This window comes from Pseudostreptobacillus hongkongensis (assembly GCF_001559795.1).
In the GTDB taxonomy this organism is placed as follows: domain Bacteria; phylum Fusobacteriota; class Fusobacteriia; order Fusobacteriales; family Leptotrichiaceae; genus Pseudostreptobacillus; species Pseudostreptobacillus hongkongensis.
Window position 1 is genome coordinate 24093 of the sequence record NZ_LOHY01000143.1, and the last position, 20931, is coordinate 45023.

At 25.1% G+C, this 20931-nt stretch carries 18 protein-coding genes; all 18 read left to right on the forward strand.

The window, feature by feature from the left end; all coding sequences use genetic code 11:
- The first annotated feature begins 1 nt into the window (after position 1).
- The 18 genes from uvrB to AYC59_RS06950 all read left to right on the forward strand — a co-directional run bounded on the left by uvrB (position 2) and on the right by AYC59_RS06950 (position 20698).
- Entirely contained in the window at positions 2-1975 is a 1974-nt protein-coding gene (gene uvrB / locus AYC59_RS06865) for an excinuclease ABC subunit UvrB (RefSeq protein WP_066896806.1), read from the forward strand.
- Positions 1976-2329, forward strand: coding sequence for a Spx/MgsR family RNA polymerase-binding regulatory protein (locus AYC59_RS06870; protein ID WP_066896808.1), 354 nt, complete (start codon positions 1976-1978; stop codon positions 2327-2329).
- A gap of 7 nt (positions 2330-2336) precedes the next feature.
- The gene (gene xseA / locus AYC59_RS06875) at positions 2337-3665 is read left to right on the forward strand and encodes an exodeoxyribonuclease VII large subunit (protein WP_066896810.1); all 1329 of its coding nucleotides are present in this window, start codon (positions 2337-2339) and stop codon (positions 3663-3665) included.
- Positions 3666-3676: 11 nt separating this feature from the next.
- Positions 3677-4156, forward strand: coding sequence for a deoxycytidylate deaminase (locus AYC59_RS06880; RefSeq protein ID WP_066896812.1), 480 nt, complete (start codon positions 3677-3679; stop codon positions 4154-4156).
- Positions 4157-4167: 11 nt separating this feature from the next.
- Positions 4168-7707: a chromosome segregation protein SMC gene (gene smc, locus AYC59_RS06885; RefSeq protein ID WP_066896814.1), complete on the forward strand. Its 3540-nt coding sequence runs from the start codon at positions 4168-4170 to the stop codon at positions 7705-7707.
- A gap of 27 nt (positions 7708-7734) precedes the next feature.
- The gene (locus AYC59_RS06890; protein ID WP_066896816.1) at positions 7735-9057 is read left to right on the forward strand and encodes a L,D-transpeptidase family protein; all 1323 of its coding nucleotides are present in this window, start codon (positions 7735-7737) and stop codon (positions 9055-9057) included.
- Between the two features lie 133 nt (positions 9058-9190).
- A complete protein-coding gene (locus AYC59_RS06895; protein ID WP_211260038.1) occupies positions 9191-9898 on the forward strand; it encodes a queuosine precursor transporter in 708 nt (235 codons plus the stop codon).
- Between the two features lies 1 nt (position 9899).
- On the forward strand, positions 9900-10604 hold the full coding sequence (locus AYC59_RS06900) for a radical SAM protein (RefSeq protein ID WP_066896820.1): 705 nt from the start codon (positions 9900-9902) through the stop codon (positions 10602-10604).
- A gap of 14 nt (positions 10605-10618) precedes the next feature.
- Entirely contained in the window at positions 10619-11488 is an 870-nt protein-coding gene (locus AYC59_RS06905; RefSeq protein WP_066896822.1) for a YitT family protein, read from the forward strand.
- 129 nt (positions 11489-11617) lie between these two features.
- Entirely contained in the window at positions 11618-12130 is a 513-nt protein-coding gene (locus AYC59_RS06910; protein WP_066896824.1) for a PTS sugar transporter subunit IIA, read from the forward strand.
- A gap of 55 nt (positions 12131-12185) precedes the next feature.
- The gene (locus AYC59_RS06915; protein ID WP_066896827.1) at positions 12186-13544 is read left to right on the forward strand and encodes an MATE family efflux transporter; all 1359 of its coding nucleotides are present in this window, start codon (positions 12186-12188) and stop codon (positions 13542-13544) included.
- Positions 13537-14304, forward strand: a complete 768-nt coding sequence (locus tag AYC59_RS06920; RefSeq protein WP_066896829.1) for an SDR family NAD(P)-dependent oxidoreductase — start codon at positions 13537-13539, stop codon at positions 14302-14304. Before AYC59_RS06915 ends, AYC59_RS06920 begins: the two co-directional genes overlap by 8 nt.
- Position 14305: 1 nt before the next feature.
- Positions 14306-15016, forward strand: coding sequence for a 4-hydroxy-tetrahydrodipicolinate reductase (gene dapB / locus AYC59_RS06925; RefSeq protein ID WP_066896831.1), 711 nt, complete (start codon positions 14306-14308; stop codon positions 15014-15016).
- Positions 15017-15063: 47 nt separating this feature from the next.
- Positions 15064-15756 carry a 2,3,4,5-tetrahydropyridine-2,6-dicarboxylate N-acetyltransferase gene (dapD, locus tag AYC59_RS06930; RefSeq protein WP_066896833.1) on the forward strand — a complete coding sequence of 231 codons (693 nt, stop codon included), beginning with the start codon at positions 15064-15066 and terminating at the stop codon, positions 15754-15756.
- A gap of 1 nt (position 15757) precedes the next feature.
- Positions 15758-16930, forward strand: coding sequence for a tetratricopeptide repeat protein (locus tag AYC59_RS06935; RefSeq protein ID WP_156445517.1), 1173 nt, complete (start codon positions 15758-15760; stop codon positions 16928-16930).
- A 121-nt stretch (positions 16931-17051) separates the two neighbouring features.
- Complete coding sequence (locus AYC59_RS06940) at positions 17052-17879, forward strand: epoxyqueuosine reductase QueH (RefSeq protein WP_342666621.1); 828 nt, start codon at positions 17052-17054, stop codon at positions 17877-17879.
- Complete coding sequence (locus AYC59_RS06945) at positions 17873-19087, forward strand: BaiN/RdsA family NAD(P)/FAD-dependent oxidoreductase (RefSeq protein ID WP_066896837.1); 1215 nt, start codon at positions 17873-17875, stop codon at positions 19085-19087. Before AYC59_RS06940 ends, AYC59_RS06945 begins: the two co-directional genes overlap by 7 nt.
- A 15-nt stretch (positions 19088-19102) precedes the next feature.
- A complete protein-coding gene (locus AYC59_RS06950; protein ID WP_066896839.1) occupies positions 19103-20698 on the forward strand; it encodes an NAD(P)/FAD-dependent oxidoreductase in 1596 nt (531 codons plus the stop codon).
- The last annotated feature ends 233 nt before the right edge of the window (positions 20699-20931 follow it).

Here is a 20931-nt window from a genome sequence, read left to right on the forward strand (position 1 = left end):
AATGTTTAAACTTCATTCAAACTATAACCCAACTGGTGATCAACCACAAGCTATAGATAAGATAGTAAATAATATACAAAATGGTATAAGTGATCAGATATTATTAGGGGTAACAGGTAGTGGAAAAACTTTTACAATTGCAAATATTATTAAAGAGCTGGGAAGACCAGCTCTTATTATGGCACCTAATAAGATTTTAGCTGCGCAATTGTATAATGAATATAAACAGTTTTTTCCAGAAAATGCTGTAGAATATTTTGTTTCTTATTATGATTATTATCAACCAGAAGCATATATTCAATCAACAGATACATATATAGAAAAAGATTCATCTATAAATGAAGAAATAGATAAGTTAACGCATGCGGCAACTGCAGCTCTTTTAAATAGAAAAGATGTTATAGTTGTGGCTTCTGTTTCTGCTATTTATGGACTAGGTTCACCTAATTCGTATTCTGATAGAAGTATGTATATTGATATAGATTTAGGTGGTATAACTAGATCAAAATTAATAAGATCTTTATTGGGATTAAGATATGAAAGAAATGATATGGTAGTTGAAAGAGGTAAATTTAGAGTTAAAGGTGATATTATAGATGTTTATCCTATTTATCAAGATACAGTTTATAGATTTGAATTTTTTGATGAAGATTTGGAAAAAATATCAGAATTAGAAACTTTGACTTTAAAAAAAATTAGAGATGTAAAAAGATTAAATCTTATGCCAGCTACACACTATTTATCAGAAATAGACACAAAAACTTTAGTAGATGAAATAAAAAAAGATTTAGAAATTAGAATAGAAGAATTTGAAAAAGATGGTAAAATATTAGAAGCTCAAAGAATAAAACAAAGAACAGAATATGATATAGAGATGATAAAGGAAATAGGTTATTGTAAGGGAATGGAAAATTATTCGAGATATTTAACAGGTAAAAAAACTGGAGAAGCCCCTTATACTCTTTTAGACTATTTCCCAGAAGATCCTATAGTTTTCTTAGATGAATCACATATTATGGTTCCACAAATAGGTGGAATGTATAATGGGGATAGAAGTAGAAAAGAAATGTTAGTAAATCACGGTTTTAGATTGCCTAGTGCCTTGGATAATAGACCTTTAAGAAAAGAAGAATTCTTTGCAAAAGTTAGCCAGGTTGTTTATGTTTCAGCTACTCCGAGTGATTATGAATTAGAAGAATCAGGAGATGAAATAGTAGAACTATTAGTTAGACCAACTGGTATAGTTGAGCCTAGTATAGAAATTAGACCTACTAAAAATCAAGTAGATAATTTAATGGATGATATAAAAGATAGAGTTTCAAGAGGAGAAAGAATATTAGTTACGACTCTTACTAAAAAGATGGCTGAAGAGTTAACTGAATATTATTTAGATTATGGTATAAAAGTTAAATATATGCATTCTGAAATTTCAACTATAGAAAGGGTTGAAATAGTAAAAGGACTTAGAAATGGTGAATTTGATGTTTTGGTTGGTATAAATCTTTTAAGGGAAGGGCTAGATTTACCTGAGGTATCTTTAGTTGCCATACTTGAAGCTGATAAAGAAGGATTTTTACGTTCAAGAAGATCTTTAATACAAACTATGGGTCGTGCAGCAAGAAATGTTAATGGACATGTAATATTATATGCTGATAAAATAACTAAGTCTATGAAAGAAGCTATGGATGAAGTTGAAAGAAGACGTATAGTTCAACAAAGGTATAACGAAGATAATAATATTATTCCTCAAAATGTAAAGGCACATTTAACAGAGTCTTTACTTGAATATGAAGAAGATGAAAGTGAAACTAATATAACACAAGTAAAGTTTAAAAATACTAAAGAAATAGAAAAAGAAATTAAGAAACTTGAATCAGAAATGAAAGAGTTTGCTAAAAATTATCAATATGAAGAAGCTATTGATAGAAGAAACAAAGTTAATGAATTAAAAAAGATATTAATGGAGTTGATGTAAATGAAAAATATATTTATAGGTTATCCTAAATGTTCAACTTGTAAAAATGCATATTCTAAACTTAAAGAATTAGGCATAGAATTAGAATATAGGGATATAGCTAATGATAAACTTAATTATGATGAATTAAAACATATTTATGAAAAATCAGGTTTAGATATTAAAAAATTCTTTAATACAAGTGGTCAAGTTTATAGATCAGAAAATATTAAGGATAAATTAGATAAGATGTCTATTGATGAAAAGTTACAGCTTTTATCAACTAATGGAATGTTAGTTAAACGTCCTATATTAATATACAATGACAAAATATTAATAGGATATAAAGAAAAAGAATATTTAGAATTAAAATAGAGGAAATATGGGTAGAAATTATACAGTTAGTGAAATTGCATTGCAAATAGAAAAGGTAATATTTTCAAGTGATCTAAAAAATGTATCAATTACAGGTGAGCTTTCTAATGTTACTTATCAAAAATCAGGACATTTATATTTCTCCTTAAAAGATGATACTAGTGTTATAAAATGTGCTATTTTTAATCATGCTTTTAAAGGCATAAATTTTACTTTAAAAGAAGGTAATAAAGTAAGAGTTATAGCAGATATTAATTATTATAAACCAAATGGTTCAATTAATTTTATAGTATCAGATATAGAAAAACTTGAAACAAGAGGTTTACTTTATGAAAAACTTGAAAAATTAAAAGAAGAATATTCAAAAAAAGGATATTTTGATGAAACTATTAAAAAAGTTAAACCAAAACTTGTTAAAAGATTAGGGGTTATAACTTCAGGAACAGGTGCAGCAATAGAGGATATTATTAGAACTACACATAATAGAGATAAATATGTAGATATATATCTTTATCCAGTAAAAGTACAAGGTGAAGGTTCAAGTACTGAGATTGCAAATGCTATTAGATATTTTAATGAAAATAATGATAAATATATGCTAGATGCACTTATTGTTGGTAGAGGTGGAGGAAGTATAGAAGATTTATGGGCTTTCAATGAAAAAGAAGTAATAGAAGCTATTTATTCTTCAGATATATTTGTTGTTTCTGCTGTAGGGCATGAAACAGATATTCTTTTATCTGATTTTGTAGCAGATTTAAGAGCTTCTACACCTACTCAGGCAGTTGAACAAATTATACAAGAATATGATAAAATTTCAGATGGTCTTAATGTATATAAAGCAAAGATATTAAATATTATAGAAAATAGATACGAGCATTCGTTAAAAGATTTTGAAAATATTAAAAATTCATATGTTTTAAATAATTTTGAAAATAGAATAATACAGTATAGATATGATATGGAATATCTAGAAAATAGTATGTATAAAAGTCTTAATATACATTTTAACAATAATAGAACAAATTTTGATAATTTAAAATTGAAATTAAGTTTATCAAGTATTTATTCTAAATTTGAAAATGCTAATTTAGAATTAAATAATTTAAAAGAAAAAGTTGAAATGTTAATAACTAATCATATTAATAAAAGTAAAAATGAAATAGAAACACTTAAATTAAAAGTATCTAAACATTCAAATGATGATATTTTGAAAAAAGGATATAGTATAACTACAATTAATGGTAAAATTGTTAAAAATGTTGAAGATTTAAAATCAAAAGACACAATAAAGACAAGATTTCATAATGGTAGTATAGAAAGTATAGTTAAGTAGGTGGTGTGTATATGAAAAGAGAAAACTTTTTATCTTGGGATGAATATTTTATGGGAATAGCTTTTTTATCGGCTAAAAGAAGTAAAGACCCAGCAACACAAGTTGGAGCTTGTATTGTTAAAGATAAAAAAATTATAGGTATAGGATATAACGGGTTTACCAATGGGAGTGACGATGATATTATGCCTTGGGGAAAAGTAGGTAGTTTTCTTGAAACAAAATATGCATATGTTGTTCATGCTGAATTGAATGCAATATTAAATAGTCAAATTAATGTTAAAGATTCAACTATTTATGTTACACATTTTCCATGTAATGAATGTGCAAAAGCTATAATACAATCAGGTATATCAAAGGTTATATATTTTTCTGATAAACATAAAGATAAAGATAGTACTAAGGCATCAAAAATAATGCTAGAAAATGCCAAAGTTGAAGTGGCAAAAATTGAACTAAGTATAAATGAATTAAATATTAAATTTGAAGAATAGGAAGGGGTATAATGTATTTAAAAGCATTGGAACTAGATGGATTTAAATCTTTTTCTAATAGAACTGTTATAGAGTTTACTAAGGGTATTACATCTATTGTTGGTCCTAATGGAAGTGGTAAAAGTAATATACTTGATGCAATTTTATGGGTTCTAGGTGAACAAAGCTATAAAAGTATAAGGGCATCTATGAGCAGTGATGTAATATTTTCTGGTGGTAAAAATAAACGTGCTGCAAATAGTGCTGAGGTATCCCTTATAATCGAAAATTCAGATAGATATTTAGATATAGAATCAGATGAGGTTAAAATAACTAGAAGAATCTATAAAAATGGTGATGGAGAATACCTTATAAATAACAAGAAGGCAAGACTTAAAGATATACATAATATTTTTATGGATACAGGAATAGGTAAACAGGCTTATTCTATAATCGGTCAAGGAAGAGTTGAAAGGATAATAAGTTCTAATCCCAAAGAGATAAGAGAAATATTAGAAGAAGCAGCTGGAACTAAAAGAGCCAAAGTTGAAAAAGAAGAGGCTATAAAAAGATTAAATAATGTAAGTCAAGAACTTGAAAAAATTAGTTTTGTTGAAAAAGAATTGTCTCTTAGAGTTAAAAGATTAAAAGATGAATCTGAAAAAGCTAGTTTTTATCAAAATATAGTTAACCAAATATTAGTTAAAAGTTTTATGCTATATGAGTATAATACGGATAAAATTAATGTTGAACAAGAAAAGTTATCTTTGGATAAAAAAAATATTGAAAAAGAAATAGAGGATATTTCTAATAATTTAGAATTAGAAAATGAAAGATTAAAAGATTTTATAGAAAATAGAAATAGAGTTAGTGAATTATTAGATAATTTAAAATTAGAAACTAATAATATATTTATAGAATTTAATAATGAAAAAGAAAAATTATCTAAAATTGAGCTAGATAAATCTAATTTTGAAGTTAAATTAAATGAAAAATTACAAATTAAAGATAAATTATTAGTTGACAAGAATAAGAATATAGAAAAATTAAAAGACTATGAAATACAGATAAATACTTTAACAAAAGATGTAGTAAAAAAAGAAGAAAAGAAGAAAGAATTAACTTATAAAATTGAAGAAATTACATCAAAAACTGATGAATTAAATAAAAAGATAGAAATTAAGGATAATGAATCTAAGGAAATAGAATTACTAAATTATAGAATTAAAATTGAAAATGAAGAATTAGAAAGAAAAGTTAAATTATCTGAAAATAATATATTAAATCTTGAAAAAGAGCGTAAGGAAATTCTTTTAGCTAAAGATAAAATAGAGCTTGAAATAGCTAAATTAAATAATGAATATGAAGATCAAGTACAATTTAATAAGGATATATCAAATAAATACAGTGATATAAGTAAAGAACTTGAAGATTTAAAAAATAGAAGAAAAGAAATAGTTGAAATAAAAAATAGAAAGTTATTAGATTATGATCAAAAAAATAATCAATATGCATCTATCCAGAAAACTTTAGAAGATAACTATTTCTTATCAACAGCTTCAAAATATATACTTAAAACATTTAAAAATGATGATAATATAATAGATTCCGTTTCTAATATTTTAAGTATAAAAGAAGAATATCTTGTAGCAATATCTGGACTTATTGGCTTTTCTTTAAATGATATAGTTGTAAAAAATACAGATAAAACAACAGTATATATAGATGATTTAAAGAAAAATAAAGTTGGGACAGTATCGTTTTTACCTTTAGATAATATAAAGACATCTTCTAAGTTAGATAGATTACCTAATGTTGAAGGAGTTGTTGATTTTGCTAGAAATTTAGTCTCTTCAAATATAGATATTAATTTAGATAAACTAATATTACATTTATTTTCAAATGCCATAGTTGTTAAAGATATAAATGCAGCAACTAAAGTATTGAAAATAGGTTTTTCTGATAGAATAATTACGATTGAAGGAGATATATTTTCAAGTCGTGGTAGATTAACTGGAGGATATAAGAAAAATAAAGTTGATTTAACTTTACAAAAAAAAGATGAATTAACTTCTAAAGAAAAAGAATTAAACACACTAAAAGAAGAAATAAAAAATCTTGATAGTAAATATGATAAAATTAATTTAGAAATTGATAATTTAAGTAACAACATAGATACAAATGCCATGTCAGAAGCAAATGATAAATTTAATGCTATAAAAAAGAATTTAGAATATAAGAAAACTGATATGAATTCTATTGAAAGAAAATTATTAACTATAAATTATGAAATAGATGATACTAAAGGATTAATTGTAGAAAATAAAAATAGAATAGATAAAAATTCTAAATTAAGTATGGAAAATATAGAAAAATTAGATGAAATATTCGATAAAAGACAAGATTTAGAAATAGAAATTGCTAAGTTAGAAAGTGTAGAAAAATATCAAAAGAAATTAAATGAAGTTTCTATAGACTATGCAGTCTTAAATGAAAAACTTACAAATATTAAAAATATAAATGATGAATTAACCTTAGATCATCGTAATCTTGAAAAAGATTTAAATGATATAGAAAAATTTGAACATAATAAAGATGAGCTATTTTTATCATTTAATCAGGAAATTGAGCTATATACTAAGAATATAGAAACTTTAAATATTACTAGATTAAATAATCTTGATAATATTTCTAAATATGAAAATGAAGTAAAAGATATAGAAAAAAATGAAACTGATTCAGTTAATAGAAGAAATGACATGGAAAAAGAAATATTAAAAAAATCAAGTATTTCAGAAAAAATAGCAGAAAATATAGTTAGAAATGAAAAAGAATTAGAAAATTTAGAAGAAAAAATAAATGAAATAAATGATAAAAAATCAGATGTTAAACTAGATGAGATTTATTATAAACTAGAAGATGATAACTTAGTAGATATAAAACAAGAAATAAGTAAGTTAGAGTCTAAAAAGAATAATATAGGAAGTGTCAACTTAGCTTCTATTGAAGAATATAATAGTGAATTTGAAAGACATCAAGTACTTGTTAATCAAAGAGATGATTTAATAAATAGTTCTAATTCTATTAATGATTTAATATCTAAAATAGATAAAGATATTACAGAAAAATTCACATATGCATTTAATGAAATAAAAGAAAACTTTAAATACATGTGCTCAGAAATATTCTACGGTGCCCGTGGAGATATTAAATTAACAGACCCAAGTAATATATTAACTACAGGACTTGAATTAAGTGTTAAATATAAGAATAAACCAGAACAAACATTAATGTTACTATCGGGTGGAGAAAAATCTATGCTAGCTGTTTCATTCATAATGGCAATATTTATGTTTAAACCTTCACCATTTACATTCTTTGATGAAATAGAAGCAGCACTTGATGAAAGAAATACAAAAAAAATAATAGAGCTATTAAGAAGATTTATTGAAAAATCACAATTTATTTTAATAACTCATAATAAAGAAACTATGAAAGGTTCAGATAGATTATATGGAGTTTCTATGAATAAAGAAGTTGGAGAATCGAGAATAGTTTCTGTTGACATTTAGAGAAGAATTATACACAAGGAGAAGAAAATGAGAAAACCTTTTTTAGTACTACTTTTAATATTAGCTAGTTTTTCTTATTCAGATGGAATAGAAGATAAGGCAAAAAATGAAGCTATAAATATTGAAAAAGTAGAAATTGAGAAAGAAAATAAAGTAAATGAAGAAATAAAAAAATCTGAAACTAAGAAAAGTGAAGTAAAACCATATACATATATAGAAAATTATGTTAAAGAAAATCCTAATTATACATTAGATGTTAAAATGAAAAAACATTTTAATGAAGAACTTAATTACCATATATATATTAGACAAGCTGTTAATCTAAGAAAAAATCCTAATATTAAAGATAAGGCTTTAAAAAAATTACCTATTGGATATAAAATAGGGACAACAGGACTTGTAAAAGCTAAAGATGGAAGTAAATGGTATGAAGTTATATATAACAAAGAAAAATATTTTATACCTTCAACTGCTGGTATAAAGAGAGCTTTTAATTGGCAAAGAGCTGTTGAAAAAGCAGATAAAATAAATATGTTTATTAGCGATGCTTTAAATAGTAATAAAGATATATATTATGTAGATTCATATATTTCTTTAAATACAGGAACTGAAGGTAAAAAAGATAAGTTTGGAAATGCTGCAAATCAAAGTATAAAAGCTTATTATAACAATAATAAAGACTATATTAATTTACCTGATAGAGCCTTATTTACAATAGTTGGGTCAGATTCTAAATATATAAGCATAAAGACAATGTCTTATGGTGATGAGATATATAAGATACCAGTTGCATTTAAAAGTAGAATAAAAAAATCTAATATTAAGTCATTTGTTAATAAGTTTATATACATAGATAGACACAGTCAAACAGAAGTAGTTATAGAAAAAAATAAAAAAACAGGAATATTTAATGTAAATACTGTAGGATATGTAACTACTGGAATTAATAAAGGAGTTGGGTTTGTAACTCCTTATGGAGACTTTTTAGTTGCATATACAAAACCTGTTATGGCATATGCATCAGATACTGAAACTGAAGAAATATTAAATTCAAAGGGTGAAGTTATTGGTAAAAGACCTATAGTTATAGGAGATGCTAGAAATGCAATAAGATTTTCTGGTGGGGGATATATCCATGGGATACCATCAACTTTTGAACCAAAAGATAATAGAGAAAAAAGAAAAAAAATTACAGAGTCTAAGTTAGGAAGTATTCCTTTATCTCATAAATGTGTAAGAAATGATGATGAAATAATTAAGTATATATATGATTGGGTAAATGGAGGAAATAAAATACAAAAAAATGGATTTACATATCCTGCTGAAAATGTAATTGTAATAGTTGAATAAATGATCGGAATTATTATTCCGATTTTTTGTTGTAAAATTTTATATAAAATGTTAAAATTAATAGGTTAAATCTAAAAGATTTAACAAATATATTTATAGAGTTCATAGGTGGCAGCGTTGAACAAAGAGGAGGATTATGCATAGCATTTTTACTGTGAATGAAGCCATCTGGCTTTTATATCTTTTAATTAATTTTTCGTTTGTATTATTAGCCTATAAATTATGGGGTAAAATAGGGGTTATGGCATTTACACCTATTTCAATAATACTTGCAAACATTCAAGTTTCAAAACTTGTAGTATTATTTGGAGTTGAGACAACTTTAGGGAATATTGCTTATAGTAGTATATTTTTAATTTCTGATATTATTACAGAAAATTATGGTAGAAAAGAAGCACAAAAAGTTGTTGGACTTGGGTTTTTAACTATGATATTTACAACACTTGTTATGAATATTGTTATATTATTAACGCCTTCTGTAAATGATATGAATCAAGTTCATATTCAAGCTTTATTTACACCATTTATTAGATTAACTGTAGCATCACTTACAGCTTATGTAATATCATCTAATTGTGATATTTATTTATACCAATTTATTAAGAAATTATTACCGAGCTTTAAGAACTTATGGATTAGAAATAATGGAAGTACTTTAATAAGTCAAGTAATAGATAATGTAATCTTTACATTAATAGCATTTTATGGTGTTTATGATAACTCAACTGTTATATCTATAATGTTTTCGACATATTTCTTAAAAATAATCACATCACTTTGTGATACACCATTTGTATATATTGCAACTTATTGGAAAAATAAGGGTATGATAAAGGAATAAAATGATAAGATATAGTAAAGTTCTAGAAAAAAATATAAGAGAAATAGTTCTTTTAAAAAGTTTTCCTTGTGATTATAGCAAATGTGCTTTTTGCAACTATATTTTAGATAATTCTAATGATGAAGATGAAATAAATAGTGTTAATTTTGAAGTTTTAGAAAATATAACAGGTGAATTCGGAGTATTACAAGTAATAAACTCTGGCTCAATATTTGAAATACCTAAAAAAACTCTTGAAAGAATAAAAGAGATTATAATAGAAAAAAATATTAAAATACTTTATTGTGAAGCATATTTTGGATATGTTAAAAGATTAAATGAAATAAGAGAGTTTTTTGACATTGTAGAAGTAAGATTTATGATAGGTATAGAAACATTTGACAATAAATATAGAATTCAAGTTTTAAAAAAGAATTTTTATTTAACAGATAGAATATTTAAAAAAATAAAAGAAGAGTATACTAATGCACTTCTGATGATATGTACACAAGGACAAACAAAGGAACAAATATTAGATGATATAAAGATGGGGCTTGATAATTTTAAAGAAGTAACAATATCTGTGTTTGTAGATAACGGGACAGCAGTTAAAAGAGATCAAAATCTTGTGGATTGGTTTGTAAAAGATGTATATAACAATATAAAAGATTTAAAAAATGTAGAAATACTTATAGATAATAAAGATCTTGGAGTTTATGTACAATAAGAAAAGAGGTGGATATGAAATATAAAGAATTATACCATAAATATAAAGGATATATATTTGCAATTATAATGATAACTGTATCATCATTTGTACAAGCATATTCTATTGAAGTATTTATAAAACCTTCAAAATTAATAACAGGTGGTTTTACGGGACTTGCATTATTATTTAATATGATATTTGAAGAATTTAATATGAATGTATCAGTACAGTTTTTATTAGTAGCATTAAATTTACCAGTAGCTTTACTTTGTGTAAGAGAAATAAGTAAAAAATTTGTATTTCTATCTATTTTACAAATAGTTATGAGTTCTTTATTCTTGCAAACTTTTACTTTTAAACCAATCTTTAGTACTATAGGATTAAATATTACTATAGGTGCTGTAATATATGGAATGCAATTAGTTCTTGCATTAAAAGTAGGAGGATCTACCGGAGGAACAGATTTTATAGCTCTATATATTTCAAATAGAATAAATAGAAGTATATGGTTATATGTATTCTTATTTAATATGATGATAATATTAATATTTGGATATAGATTTGGTTGGGATGGTGCAGGTTATTCTATAGTATTTCAGTTTATAACTACTAAAATAGTTGATACTTTTTATAATAGATATCATAGAATCACCATACATATAATAACTAAAAAAGGTGATCAAGTAATAAAACATTATTTTGAAAACCATAGACATGGTATGACTAAACTAAGTGGTTTAGGAGCATACTCAGGTGAAAATGTAGATTTATTATATACAGTAGTTTCGGTTTATGAGGTTGGAGATGTGGTAAGTACTATACTTGAAATAGATAATCATGCTATAATAAATACATTTAAAACAGAACATTTTTATGGTAAATTCTATATACCACCAATTTGATTAAGAAGACAATTGTCTTCTTTTTATTTTACTGTAAATATATATTGAAACTATATAATTATTAATTTGTAAATTGTTTTAAACTATGGTATACTTAATTTAAATAAAGTTTATAAATAGGAGGAAAATATGGGATTTTTTGATTCATTATTTGGAAAGAAAAAAGAAGTAGAAAAAAGATCTGTTATAAAGGTGGTTGCACCAGTTGACGGTAATGTTATACCTTTAAGTCAAGTACCTGATGAAACATTTGCACAAGGATTACTTGGATTAGGAGTAGGAATTGAACCCTTAGAAAGCGGATATGTTAAAGCACCAGTAGCAGGTACAATAATACAATTATTTGAAACTAAACATGCTTTTGTTGTTGAAACTCCAGAAGGATTAAATGTATTAACTCATTTTGGATTAAACACAGTTAAGTTAAAAGGTGAAGGATTTGAAGCAGTAGCAAAAGAAGGAGATAAGGTAAATGCTGGAGACCCTATAGTTAAATTTGATTTAGAATTCTTAAAAGCTAATGCAGATTCAGTAGTTACTCCAGTAGTAGTTTTAGAATCTGATGATTATCCTAATGTTAAAGCTTTATTTGAAGGAAAAGGAACAGCAGGAGTTACTGAAATAATATCTGCAGAAAAATAAGTTTAAATATTAAAAGCATGTGTTTTACACGTGCTTTTACATTAGTGGAGAATTTATGAGAAAAATATTTAATAAAAATTTAGATGAACGTAGAGAAATGATACTAAATGGAAATATAATTTCTACTATGATTTTTTTAACAATTCCTACTTTTATGATGGCTATAGTTCAAACTTTGATACCTTTTTCAGATAGCTTATTTCTAAATATTAAATTAGGTAATAATGTTGCAGCTGCAGTATCTTATGTACAACCTGCGATAAATATGATAATTGCATTATCTCAAGGTTTTGGAGTAGTTGCATTATCAATGATAGGACAGTTAAATGGAAAAAATGATGAAAATGGTGTAAGAAATGTATCGTTACAAATATTGATTTTCTCATTTATAACAGGAATTATTTTAATGCCTGTAGCACTACTTAGTGCAAGATTTTTTGTCCCTGATAATCCTGTTTTAAAACAAGATGCATTAATATATTTTTCTCTTTATTCGTTAATAATACCATTTCAATTTATGGCAGCAATATTTAATTCAATAAAAAGTGCAACAGGTGAGCCAGAAGCTACTTTTTATAGAATGTTTGTCTTATTAGTACTTAAATTAATATTTAATAGTATTTATTTATTAGTATTTAATATGGGAATTTATGGAGCAATATATGCATCACTAAGTGCATATATATTAACAAGTATATGGATGTATTATGATTTATTTATAAAAAAATATAAATTTAAATTAAATTTGAGAGAATATAAGTTTGATATTGTAGTTATAAAAGAGCTAATTAAGCTAGCTATACCATCTATGTTAACATATATGGGTATAAATTTAGGATTTTTTTTAATAAATAAAGAAGTTGTCGTTTATGGTTCTGATGTTTTAGCAGGTCTTGCTATAGCAACTCAAGTTACTAATATTTGTTTTACAATGCCAACTTGTGTTGCAACAACGGTAACTACTATGATAAGTATAAATATAGGTGTTGAAAATGTTGAAAAATCAAAAAAAATATTTAATAAAGGTGTATTGATAGGTAATATAGTTGCATTAATATTAGTTGTATTAGTTTTACCAACTTCAAAATATATAGTTGCACTATTTAAACCTACAGATCAAATTGCAAATATTGCTATAGAATCTTTAAAAATATATATTTATTCGGTATTTCCATATTCTGTATTTATGATGAGCCAAGCGGTATATAATGCCTTAGGAAGAACTATCTACCCACTAATAATGAGTTTTTTAAGAATATGGTTTTTAAGATATTTCTTTATACTATTAACAAGTTCATTTTTAGGCTATTATTCAGTGTTTTATGGTAATTTAGTTTCAAACTTTATAGCAGGTTTAATTTTCTATATTATGGTTAAAAAAAGTAGTTGGAGGTCAAATATAAATTATGAGTAATGAATATGTTTTAATAACAGGAGCAAGTTCAGGAATAGGTTTAGAACTTGCTAAGAAGTACGCTAAACAAGGTGAAAAATTAATTCTTGTTGCAAGAAGAAAAGATATTTTAGAAGGATTTAAAGAAGTATACCCAGATACAGTAATATTTGATTATGATTTATCTAATGTTGATAATGCTAAAGCCTTATATCAAAGTACAAAAGAAATGAATTTAGAGGTTAAGTTTTTAATTAATAATGCAGGTTTTGGTGAATTTGGTGAATTCATAGAAACTGATATGGAAAAAGAAATTAATATGATTAATTTAAATATTACAACTTTAATGGTATTAACAAAACTTTATTTAAAGGATATGGTTGAAAAAAATAAAGGAAGAATTTTAAATGTAGCATCTATTGCAAGTTATGTTCCAGGACCTAGAATGAGTGTTTATTATGCTACTAAAGCTTTTGTGAAATCATTTACTGAAGCGGTTAGATATGAAGTTAGAAAAACAGATGTTGAAATTTCAATATTATGTCCTGGACCAACTGAGACAGGATTTATTAAATCTTCAAACTTAGATGATGTTAAATTATTTGGTAAAAATGCATTGTATACTGCAGAAGGTGTTGCAGATTATACAATTAAACATATAGATAAAGGAATAATAATTCCTGGATTTTTAAATAGATTAGGAGTATTTTTGTCTAAAATAATACCTAATTTTATATTACTATTTTTAATTAATATAATTCAAAGTAGAAAGGAAGATTAATTTGAAAATACTGGTTATTGGTGCAGGAGTTATGTCAGATTTCGTTTTAGATTCTATAAAATCTAGTAATCATACTTGTATAGGAAGATTAGATTTATTAGGTAATGGAGAATTTAATAGTTTTGATGAAATAAATGAAGATTTTGATATGATAATAGATTTTTCTCATCATAGTATGACAAAAGTATTATTAGATTATGCACTAGAAAATAATAAAAATATACTTATAGCTACAACAGGACATACAGAAGAAGAATTGAAACTTATAGAAGAAGCAAGTAAAAAAATAGCAATAATTAAAGCTACAAATACTTCATTTGGAGTAAATGCATTAAATAAAATTGTTTCATATGCTACAAGTATTTTAAATGATTTTGATATAGAGATTATAGAAAAACATCATAATAGAAAAATTGATGCCCCTAGTGGTACTGCCAATACTTTAATTGATGTTATAACTAAAGCAAAAGAACAAAAAATGAAAATAGTATATGGAAGACATGATGAGAAAAGATCAGAAAATGAAATTGGAGTACATTCTATAAGAGCTGGTGCAATAGTGGGTGAACATAGTGTTCTTTATTCTAAAGGTGATGAAATTATAGAAATCAAACATACAGCATTATCAAGAAAAATATTTTCTGACGGTGCAGTAAAAGCCTGTGAAAGATTAATTTCAAAAGACAAAGGATTATATAATATAATTGATTGATTAAACAAAATATAGTATGATAATATTTATTTAAATGGAGGTAATAAATGACTGAATTAGAAAGATCTAAAGAAATAATAAGTTTTATTGCAAATTCAACTAGGAAAACACCAGTAAAACTTTATACTGATGAAGAAATTAAAGGCGAATATGATTGTAAAATAATAGGTAAAGATTTTAAAATTATTATAGGTGATTGGACTGAAATAGAAAGAATAATAAAAGAAAATGATTTGAAAAATTATCATCTTGAAAATGATAGAAGAAATTCAGCTGTTCCTATGCTTGATATTAAAAATATAGATGCAAGAATTGAACCAGGTGCTATAATAAGAGATAAAGTAATAATAGAACCGCGTGCAGTAATTATGATGGGTGCTGTTATAAATATAGGAGCTAAAATTGGTGAAGGAACTATGATAGACATGAATGTTGTACTAGGTGGTCGTGCAACTGTAGGTAAAAATTGTCATATAGGTGCTGGAACAGTTTTAGCTGGAGTTATTGAACCGCCTTCAGCAGATCCTGTTGTAATAGAGGATAATGTTGTAATAGGAGCAAATGCGGTTGTTTTAGAAGGTGTTAGAGTTGGTGCAAATTCTGTAGTAGCAGCAGGAGCCGTAGTTACTGAAAATGTTCCAAGTGGAGTAATGGTAGCAGGTATGCCAGCTAGAATAATTAAAACAATAGATGATAAAACTAAATCTAAAACAGAATTAGTAGAGGAATTAAGAAAATAAAATGCGAAAATTGTTTATATCATTTTTACTTTTGTTATCTTTTAACATTTATGCTAGTATTGAAACTGATTTTAAAAAAGCTATAAAATATATATCAGAAAATAAATTAGAAAAAGCTCAGATTGAATTAGAAAATATAGTAAATAAAAAACCGGTTAATATTTATGAAAAAAATATTATAGATAAATCAAACTATAATTTAGCATTGATATATAATGCAAATGGAAATGATGAAAAAGCTAAAAAATATTTTAGTTATGTTTCTTCTAATGTTGATTCAAGAACAAGAGAAGCTATAAACTCTAATCAAAAATTATTAAATTATGCTATGAATAGTGGAAATTATAAAGAAGCAATAATTCAAGCTGAAATTTTAAATAAAAGAACTATGTATTTAGAATTACCTTTTTTAGCTGATTTAATATATTTATATGAAGTTAATAACTATACTAAAGAGTTAGAAAAAATAAATATAAATGTAGTTTCTAGTTTACAGGAAAAAGAAAAGGGTAAATTATATAATTTGATAGCTAATATATATTTACATCTTGATAAATTTGATGATGCAAAAAGATATTTTAATAATTTAATATCATCAAACTATAATGAGAATAAACAGTTAGGATATATAGGACTAGCAAATATAGCTTATTTAAATAAAGATGAAAAAACATCTCTATTAAATGCTGAAAAAGCCTTGAATATAAGTAAAAAAAATACAGCAATACTAGAACAAATTCAAATAATATTTGCAAATAATTCAAATTATGAAAAGTCATATGAAGTTTTAAAAGATAGATTAAAATTAGAAAAGAATCCAAGTATTTTGGTTGAGGCTTTAAGATATGCTGATTATTTATCAATGATATATGATGAAGATATGTATATTAAAGAACTTGAAAAATTAACAAATTCTAATTATGATCTAGGTCTTACATTTATGGTATATAAAGTATACGATATGGCTGAGAAATATTTATTAAAAGCCATAGATGATGGAGAAAGTAAAGCTTATGATAAACTACTTACTCTTTATTTTGGAACAAAATCAACAAGTAAAATAATAGGACTTGTAGATCTTATGGTTAAAAATAAGGTTATAGATTCTAATAAAAGAGAAACATTAATTAAAGAATATGACCAATATATAGAATATACAAAAATGAAAGAATAATACACTTTAATAGGATTGATTTCTAAAAACTATGGAATCAATCCTTTTTATATTACCCTATTGCAAATATTAATATATATAATGTATAATAAGGAATAAAGTATAAATTTAAAGGAATTTTATGGATACGAGAAAAGAAGAATTAAAAAAAATATATGATCAATTAAAGCAGGAAATGAAATCAAAAAATGCTGAAAATGGAAAGCTATATGATTTGATTAAAGATAATACATTCATAGACGAATTAGAATTTGATAATGCATTATCTATCTTATCTTCTATGAATCAAAATCAAGTTATTAATTATCATACGATACTTGAAAAATTAATAAAGCGTTGGAATGGTAGTAGACCTAAAGTATTATTACATAGTTGCTGTGCTCCTTGTAGTACATATACATTGGAATTTATGTGTAAGCATGCTGATGTAACTATACTTTTTGCTAATTCTAATATACACCCTAAAAGTGAATATATTAAAAGAGCAGAAGTACAAAGAAAGTTTATAGAAGATTTTAATAAAAATACAGGAAATAGTGTAGGATTTATTGAAGATGAGTATAATCCTAAGCATTTTTTAGAAACTGTTAAGGGTCTTGAAAAAGAACCAGAAGGTGGGAAAAGATGTACAACTTGTTTTCAAATGAGACTTGATATAGTTGCACGTTATGCAAAAAGATTAGAATTTGATTATTTTGGATCTGCACTTACATTATCACCTAAAAAGAATTCAAAATTGATTAATGAACTTGGTTTTGAAGTTCAAGAAATATATGATGTAAAATATTTACCTTCAGATTTTAAAAAGAATAATGGATATAAAAGAAGTATAGATATGTGTAATGAATATGAAGTATATAGACAATGTTATTGTGGATGTATATTTGCATTACAAGATCAAATTAGAATGAAAAAAGAAAGAGAAGAAAGAGAGAAGGAAAAGTGCTAATTGGTATAGTAGGTGCGGGTGCATCTGGGGTATTGTGTGCAATTTTTGCTGCTAGTCGTGGGCATGATGTAGTTATTTTTGAAAGAAAAGATAGAATATTAAAGAAAGTTTTAGTTACAGGAAATGGAACTTGTAATTACACAAATATTAATGCAAATTATTTAAATTATTTTTCAATAGAAGATAAAATTGATGAATATATATTTAAAAATTATGGTCCAAATGATGTAATAGAGTTTTTTAAGACTATAGGTATTGAGCCAAGTGTTGAAGAAAGAGGGAAAGTATATCCTATATCTTTTCAAGCATCTAGTTTAGTTGATGCTTTAAGATTTAAATTAGAAAGTTTTAAAAATATAGATATTAAACTAGATTTTGATGTAAAAAAAATTAGAAAGAAAAATAGTAAATTTAATATAACTAGTCAAAATGATGAAACTATTTCAGTTGATAAGTTAGTTCTTGCAAGTGGAGGTAATTCTTATCAAGAGTTAGGATCTAATGGTTCAGGATATGAACTGGCATCTAAAATGGGACATAGTATTAGTAAAATATACCCAATACTTGTGCAACTTAAATCAGATAAGAAGTATATAAAAGGGCTTGAAGGTGTTAAGATGAAAGTTGTTTTATCTGTTTATAACAAAAAGGAATTTTTAAGATCTGATAGTAATGAATTATTATTTACACCATATGGAATTTCAGGACCAACAGTTTTCAATTTATCATATTTAACAGCATTATATAATATTGAAGATCTTAATTTTTATGTTGATTTCATGCCTAAATATGATGAAAAAACTTTAAAAGAGATGTTAATATATAGAAAAAATAATATGAAGTATATGAGTGCAGAATATTTCTTAAACGGTTTGGTTAATAAAAAATTAGGTCAATTTTTACTTAAATATGTAGGACTTGAAAAATTAAATATGAGTATAGATAAGATTGATGATAAAATTATAGATAAATTAGTTACTATTCTTAAAAATTATCATATTAAAGTATTTGATACTACAGGATATTCAAATGCTCAAGTAACAGCAGGGGGAATATTGGTTAAAGAAATTAATAATAAGACCTTTGAGTCTAAAATGGTTAAAGATATGTATATTATAGGTGAAGTGTTAGATGTATTTGGTGATTGTGGAGGATATAATTTAACTTGGTGCTTCATAACAGGTATGCATGTTGGAAAAAATATATAAAGAGGTATAATTCAAATGTTAAGAATGACAAATATTAAGGTTAATATAGAACATAATATAGATGATGTTTTATTTCAAATAAAAAAATTTTTAAATCTTAAAGATATAGAAAAATATAGAATTACAGGAAGAGCTATAGATGCAAGAAATAAGAATGCAATAAAATATGTATATAGTATAGATTTTGAAGCACCTAAGCATATTTATGATAATGTGGAAGAATATAAAAATTTACAAGTAGTTGAAGAATATGTGTATCCTCAAAAATATGTTAATGATTATAAAGGTTTAAGACCGGTAGTTATAGGAACAGGTCCTGCTGGTATGTTTGCTGGTTTAATACTAGCTATAGCAGGTTTAAGACCGATAATATTAGAGCGTGGAAAAGCTGTTAAAGAAAGAGTTGATGATGTATATAACTTTTTTAATAATGGAACTTTAAATGAAGAATCGAATGTTCAATATGGTGAAGGTGGAGCAGGAACTTTTTCAGATGGTAAATTAACAACTAATACGCACAATATTAGAATAAAAAAAGTTATAGAAGAATTAATAGATTCCGGAGCTAATAAAGAAATTGAATATATTTCTAAACCACATTTAGGAACAGATGAACTTATTAAAATTGTAGAAAATATTAGAAAAAAAGTTATAAAATTAGGTGGAGAATATTTATTTGAAACTAAATTTATAGACTTTGAAGAAGAAAATAATATTCTTAAGTCTATACTTGTAGAAAATTTAAAAACTAAAGAAAAATATACTATAGAAACTGATAATGCAATACTTGCCATAGGTCATAGTGCAAGAGATACGTTTGAAATGCTATATAATAATAAACTAGATATATCTAAAAAACCATTTTCTGTTGGAGTTAGAATAGAACATAAACAAGAAATGATTAATAAGTCTCAATATGGAAAATATTTTGATAAATTGCCACCTGCAGAATATAAATTACATGTTAGAAATGAAAATAGTCGTGGAGTTTATACTTTTTGTATGTGTCCTGGTGGTGTAGTTGTTCCATCTTCTAGTGAGAAAAATAGATTAGTTGTAAATGGAATGAGTTATAGTAAAAGAGATCTTGAAAATGCAAATTCAGCTTTACTTGTAAATGTTATGCCTGAAGATTTAGGAGAACATGTTTTATCAGGTATGTATTTTCAAAGAGAATTAGAAGAAAAAGCCTTTATAATGGGTGGATCTAATTATAAAGCTCCAGTCCAACTTGTTGTTGATTTTATAAATAATAGAAAATCAACAAGAATAGGAAATGTTAAACCTAGTTATTCTATAGGCTATACATTATCTAATATGAATGAACTGTTTCCAGACTTTATATCTCAAGCATTAAGAGATGGACTTCCAAAATTTGATAATAAACTTAAAGGTTTTGCTTCAAAAGATGCTATAATTACTGGAGTTGAAAGTAGAAGTTCATCCCCTATTAGAATAAATAGAGATGATGATTTAAATTCGAGTGTTAAAGGACTTATCCCTTCTGGAGAAGGAGCGGGTTATGCTGGAGGAATAATGAGTGCTGCTGTTGATGGAATAAGATGTGCAGAACAAGTTATAGAAAATATTTTAAATTTAAAAGGTGAGTAAGATGGCATTATAAAAGATAACATTAAAACCAACTTTTTAATGCATGTTATAAGAGTTTTATTACTTTTATTTACTATGTTTTTCTTCATTATTTCATACTATTACAAAGGTTATTTAATATTTTCTTTAATATTATTTACATTTTTTATTATTACAATAATCAAAAAGCATGGAAATATAGAATTATTAAAATATCTAGTTGAAAATAAAGGGAATTAAAAGGGGCTGTTGCA

Coding starts and splice junctions, on each gene's coding strand:
- dapD (WP_066896833.1), top strand. CDS start 15,064: ATGACTGAATTAGAAAGATCTAAAGAAATAATAAGTTTTATTGCAAAT.
- xseA (WP_066896810.1), top strand. CDS start 2,337: ATGGGTAGAAATTATACAGTTAGTGAAATTGCATTGCAAATAGAAAAG.
- AYC59_RS06950 (WP_066896839.1), top strand. CDS start 19,103: ATGTTAAGAATGACAAATATTAAGGTTAATATAGAACATAATATAGAT.
- AYC59_RS06915 (WP_066896827.1), top strand. CDS start 12,186: ATGAGAAAAATATTTAATAAAAATTTAGATGAACGTAGAGAAATGATA.
- AYC59_RS06880 (WP_066896812.1), top strand. CDS start 3,677: ATGAAAAGAGAAAACTTTTTATCTTGGGATGAATATTTTATGGGAATA.
- smc (WP_066896814.1), top strand. CDS start 4,168: ATGTATTTAAAAGCATTGGAACTAGATGGATTTAAATCTTTTTCTAAT.
- AYC59_RS06890 (WP_066896816.1), top strand. CDS start 7,735: ATGAGAAAACCTTTTTTAGTACTACTTTTAATATTAGCTAGTTTTTCT.
- AYC59_RS06940 (WP_342666621.1), top strand. CDS start 17,052: ATGGATACGAGAAAAGAAGAATTAAAAAAAATATATGATCAATTAAAG.
- AYC59_RS06920 (WP_066896829.1), top strand. CDS start 13,537: ATGAGTAATGAATATGTTTTAATAACAGGAGCAAGTTCAGGAATAGGT.
- AYC59_RS06870 (WP_066896808.1), top strand. CDS start 1,976: ATGAAAAATATATTTATAGGTTATCCTAAATGTTCAACTTGTAAAAAT.
- AYC59_RS06900 (WP_066896820.1), top strand. CDS start 9,900: ATGATAAGATATAGTAAAGTTCTAGAAAAAAATATAAGAGAAATAGTT.
- uvrB (WP_066896806.1), top strand. CDS start 2: ATGTTTAAACTTCATTCAAACTATAACCCAACTGGTGATCAACCACAA.
- AYC59_RS06910 (WP_066896824.1), top strand. CDS start 11,618: ATGGGATTTTTTGATTCATTATTTGGAAAGAAAAAAGAAGTAGAAAAA.
- AYC59_RS06935 (WP_156445517.1), top strand. CDS start 15,758: ATGCGAAAATTGTTTATATCATTTTTACTTTTGTTATCTTTTAACATT.
- AYC59_RS06905 (WP_066896822.1), top strand. CDS start 10,619: ATGAAATATAAAGAATTATACCATAAATATAAAGGATATATATTTGCA.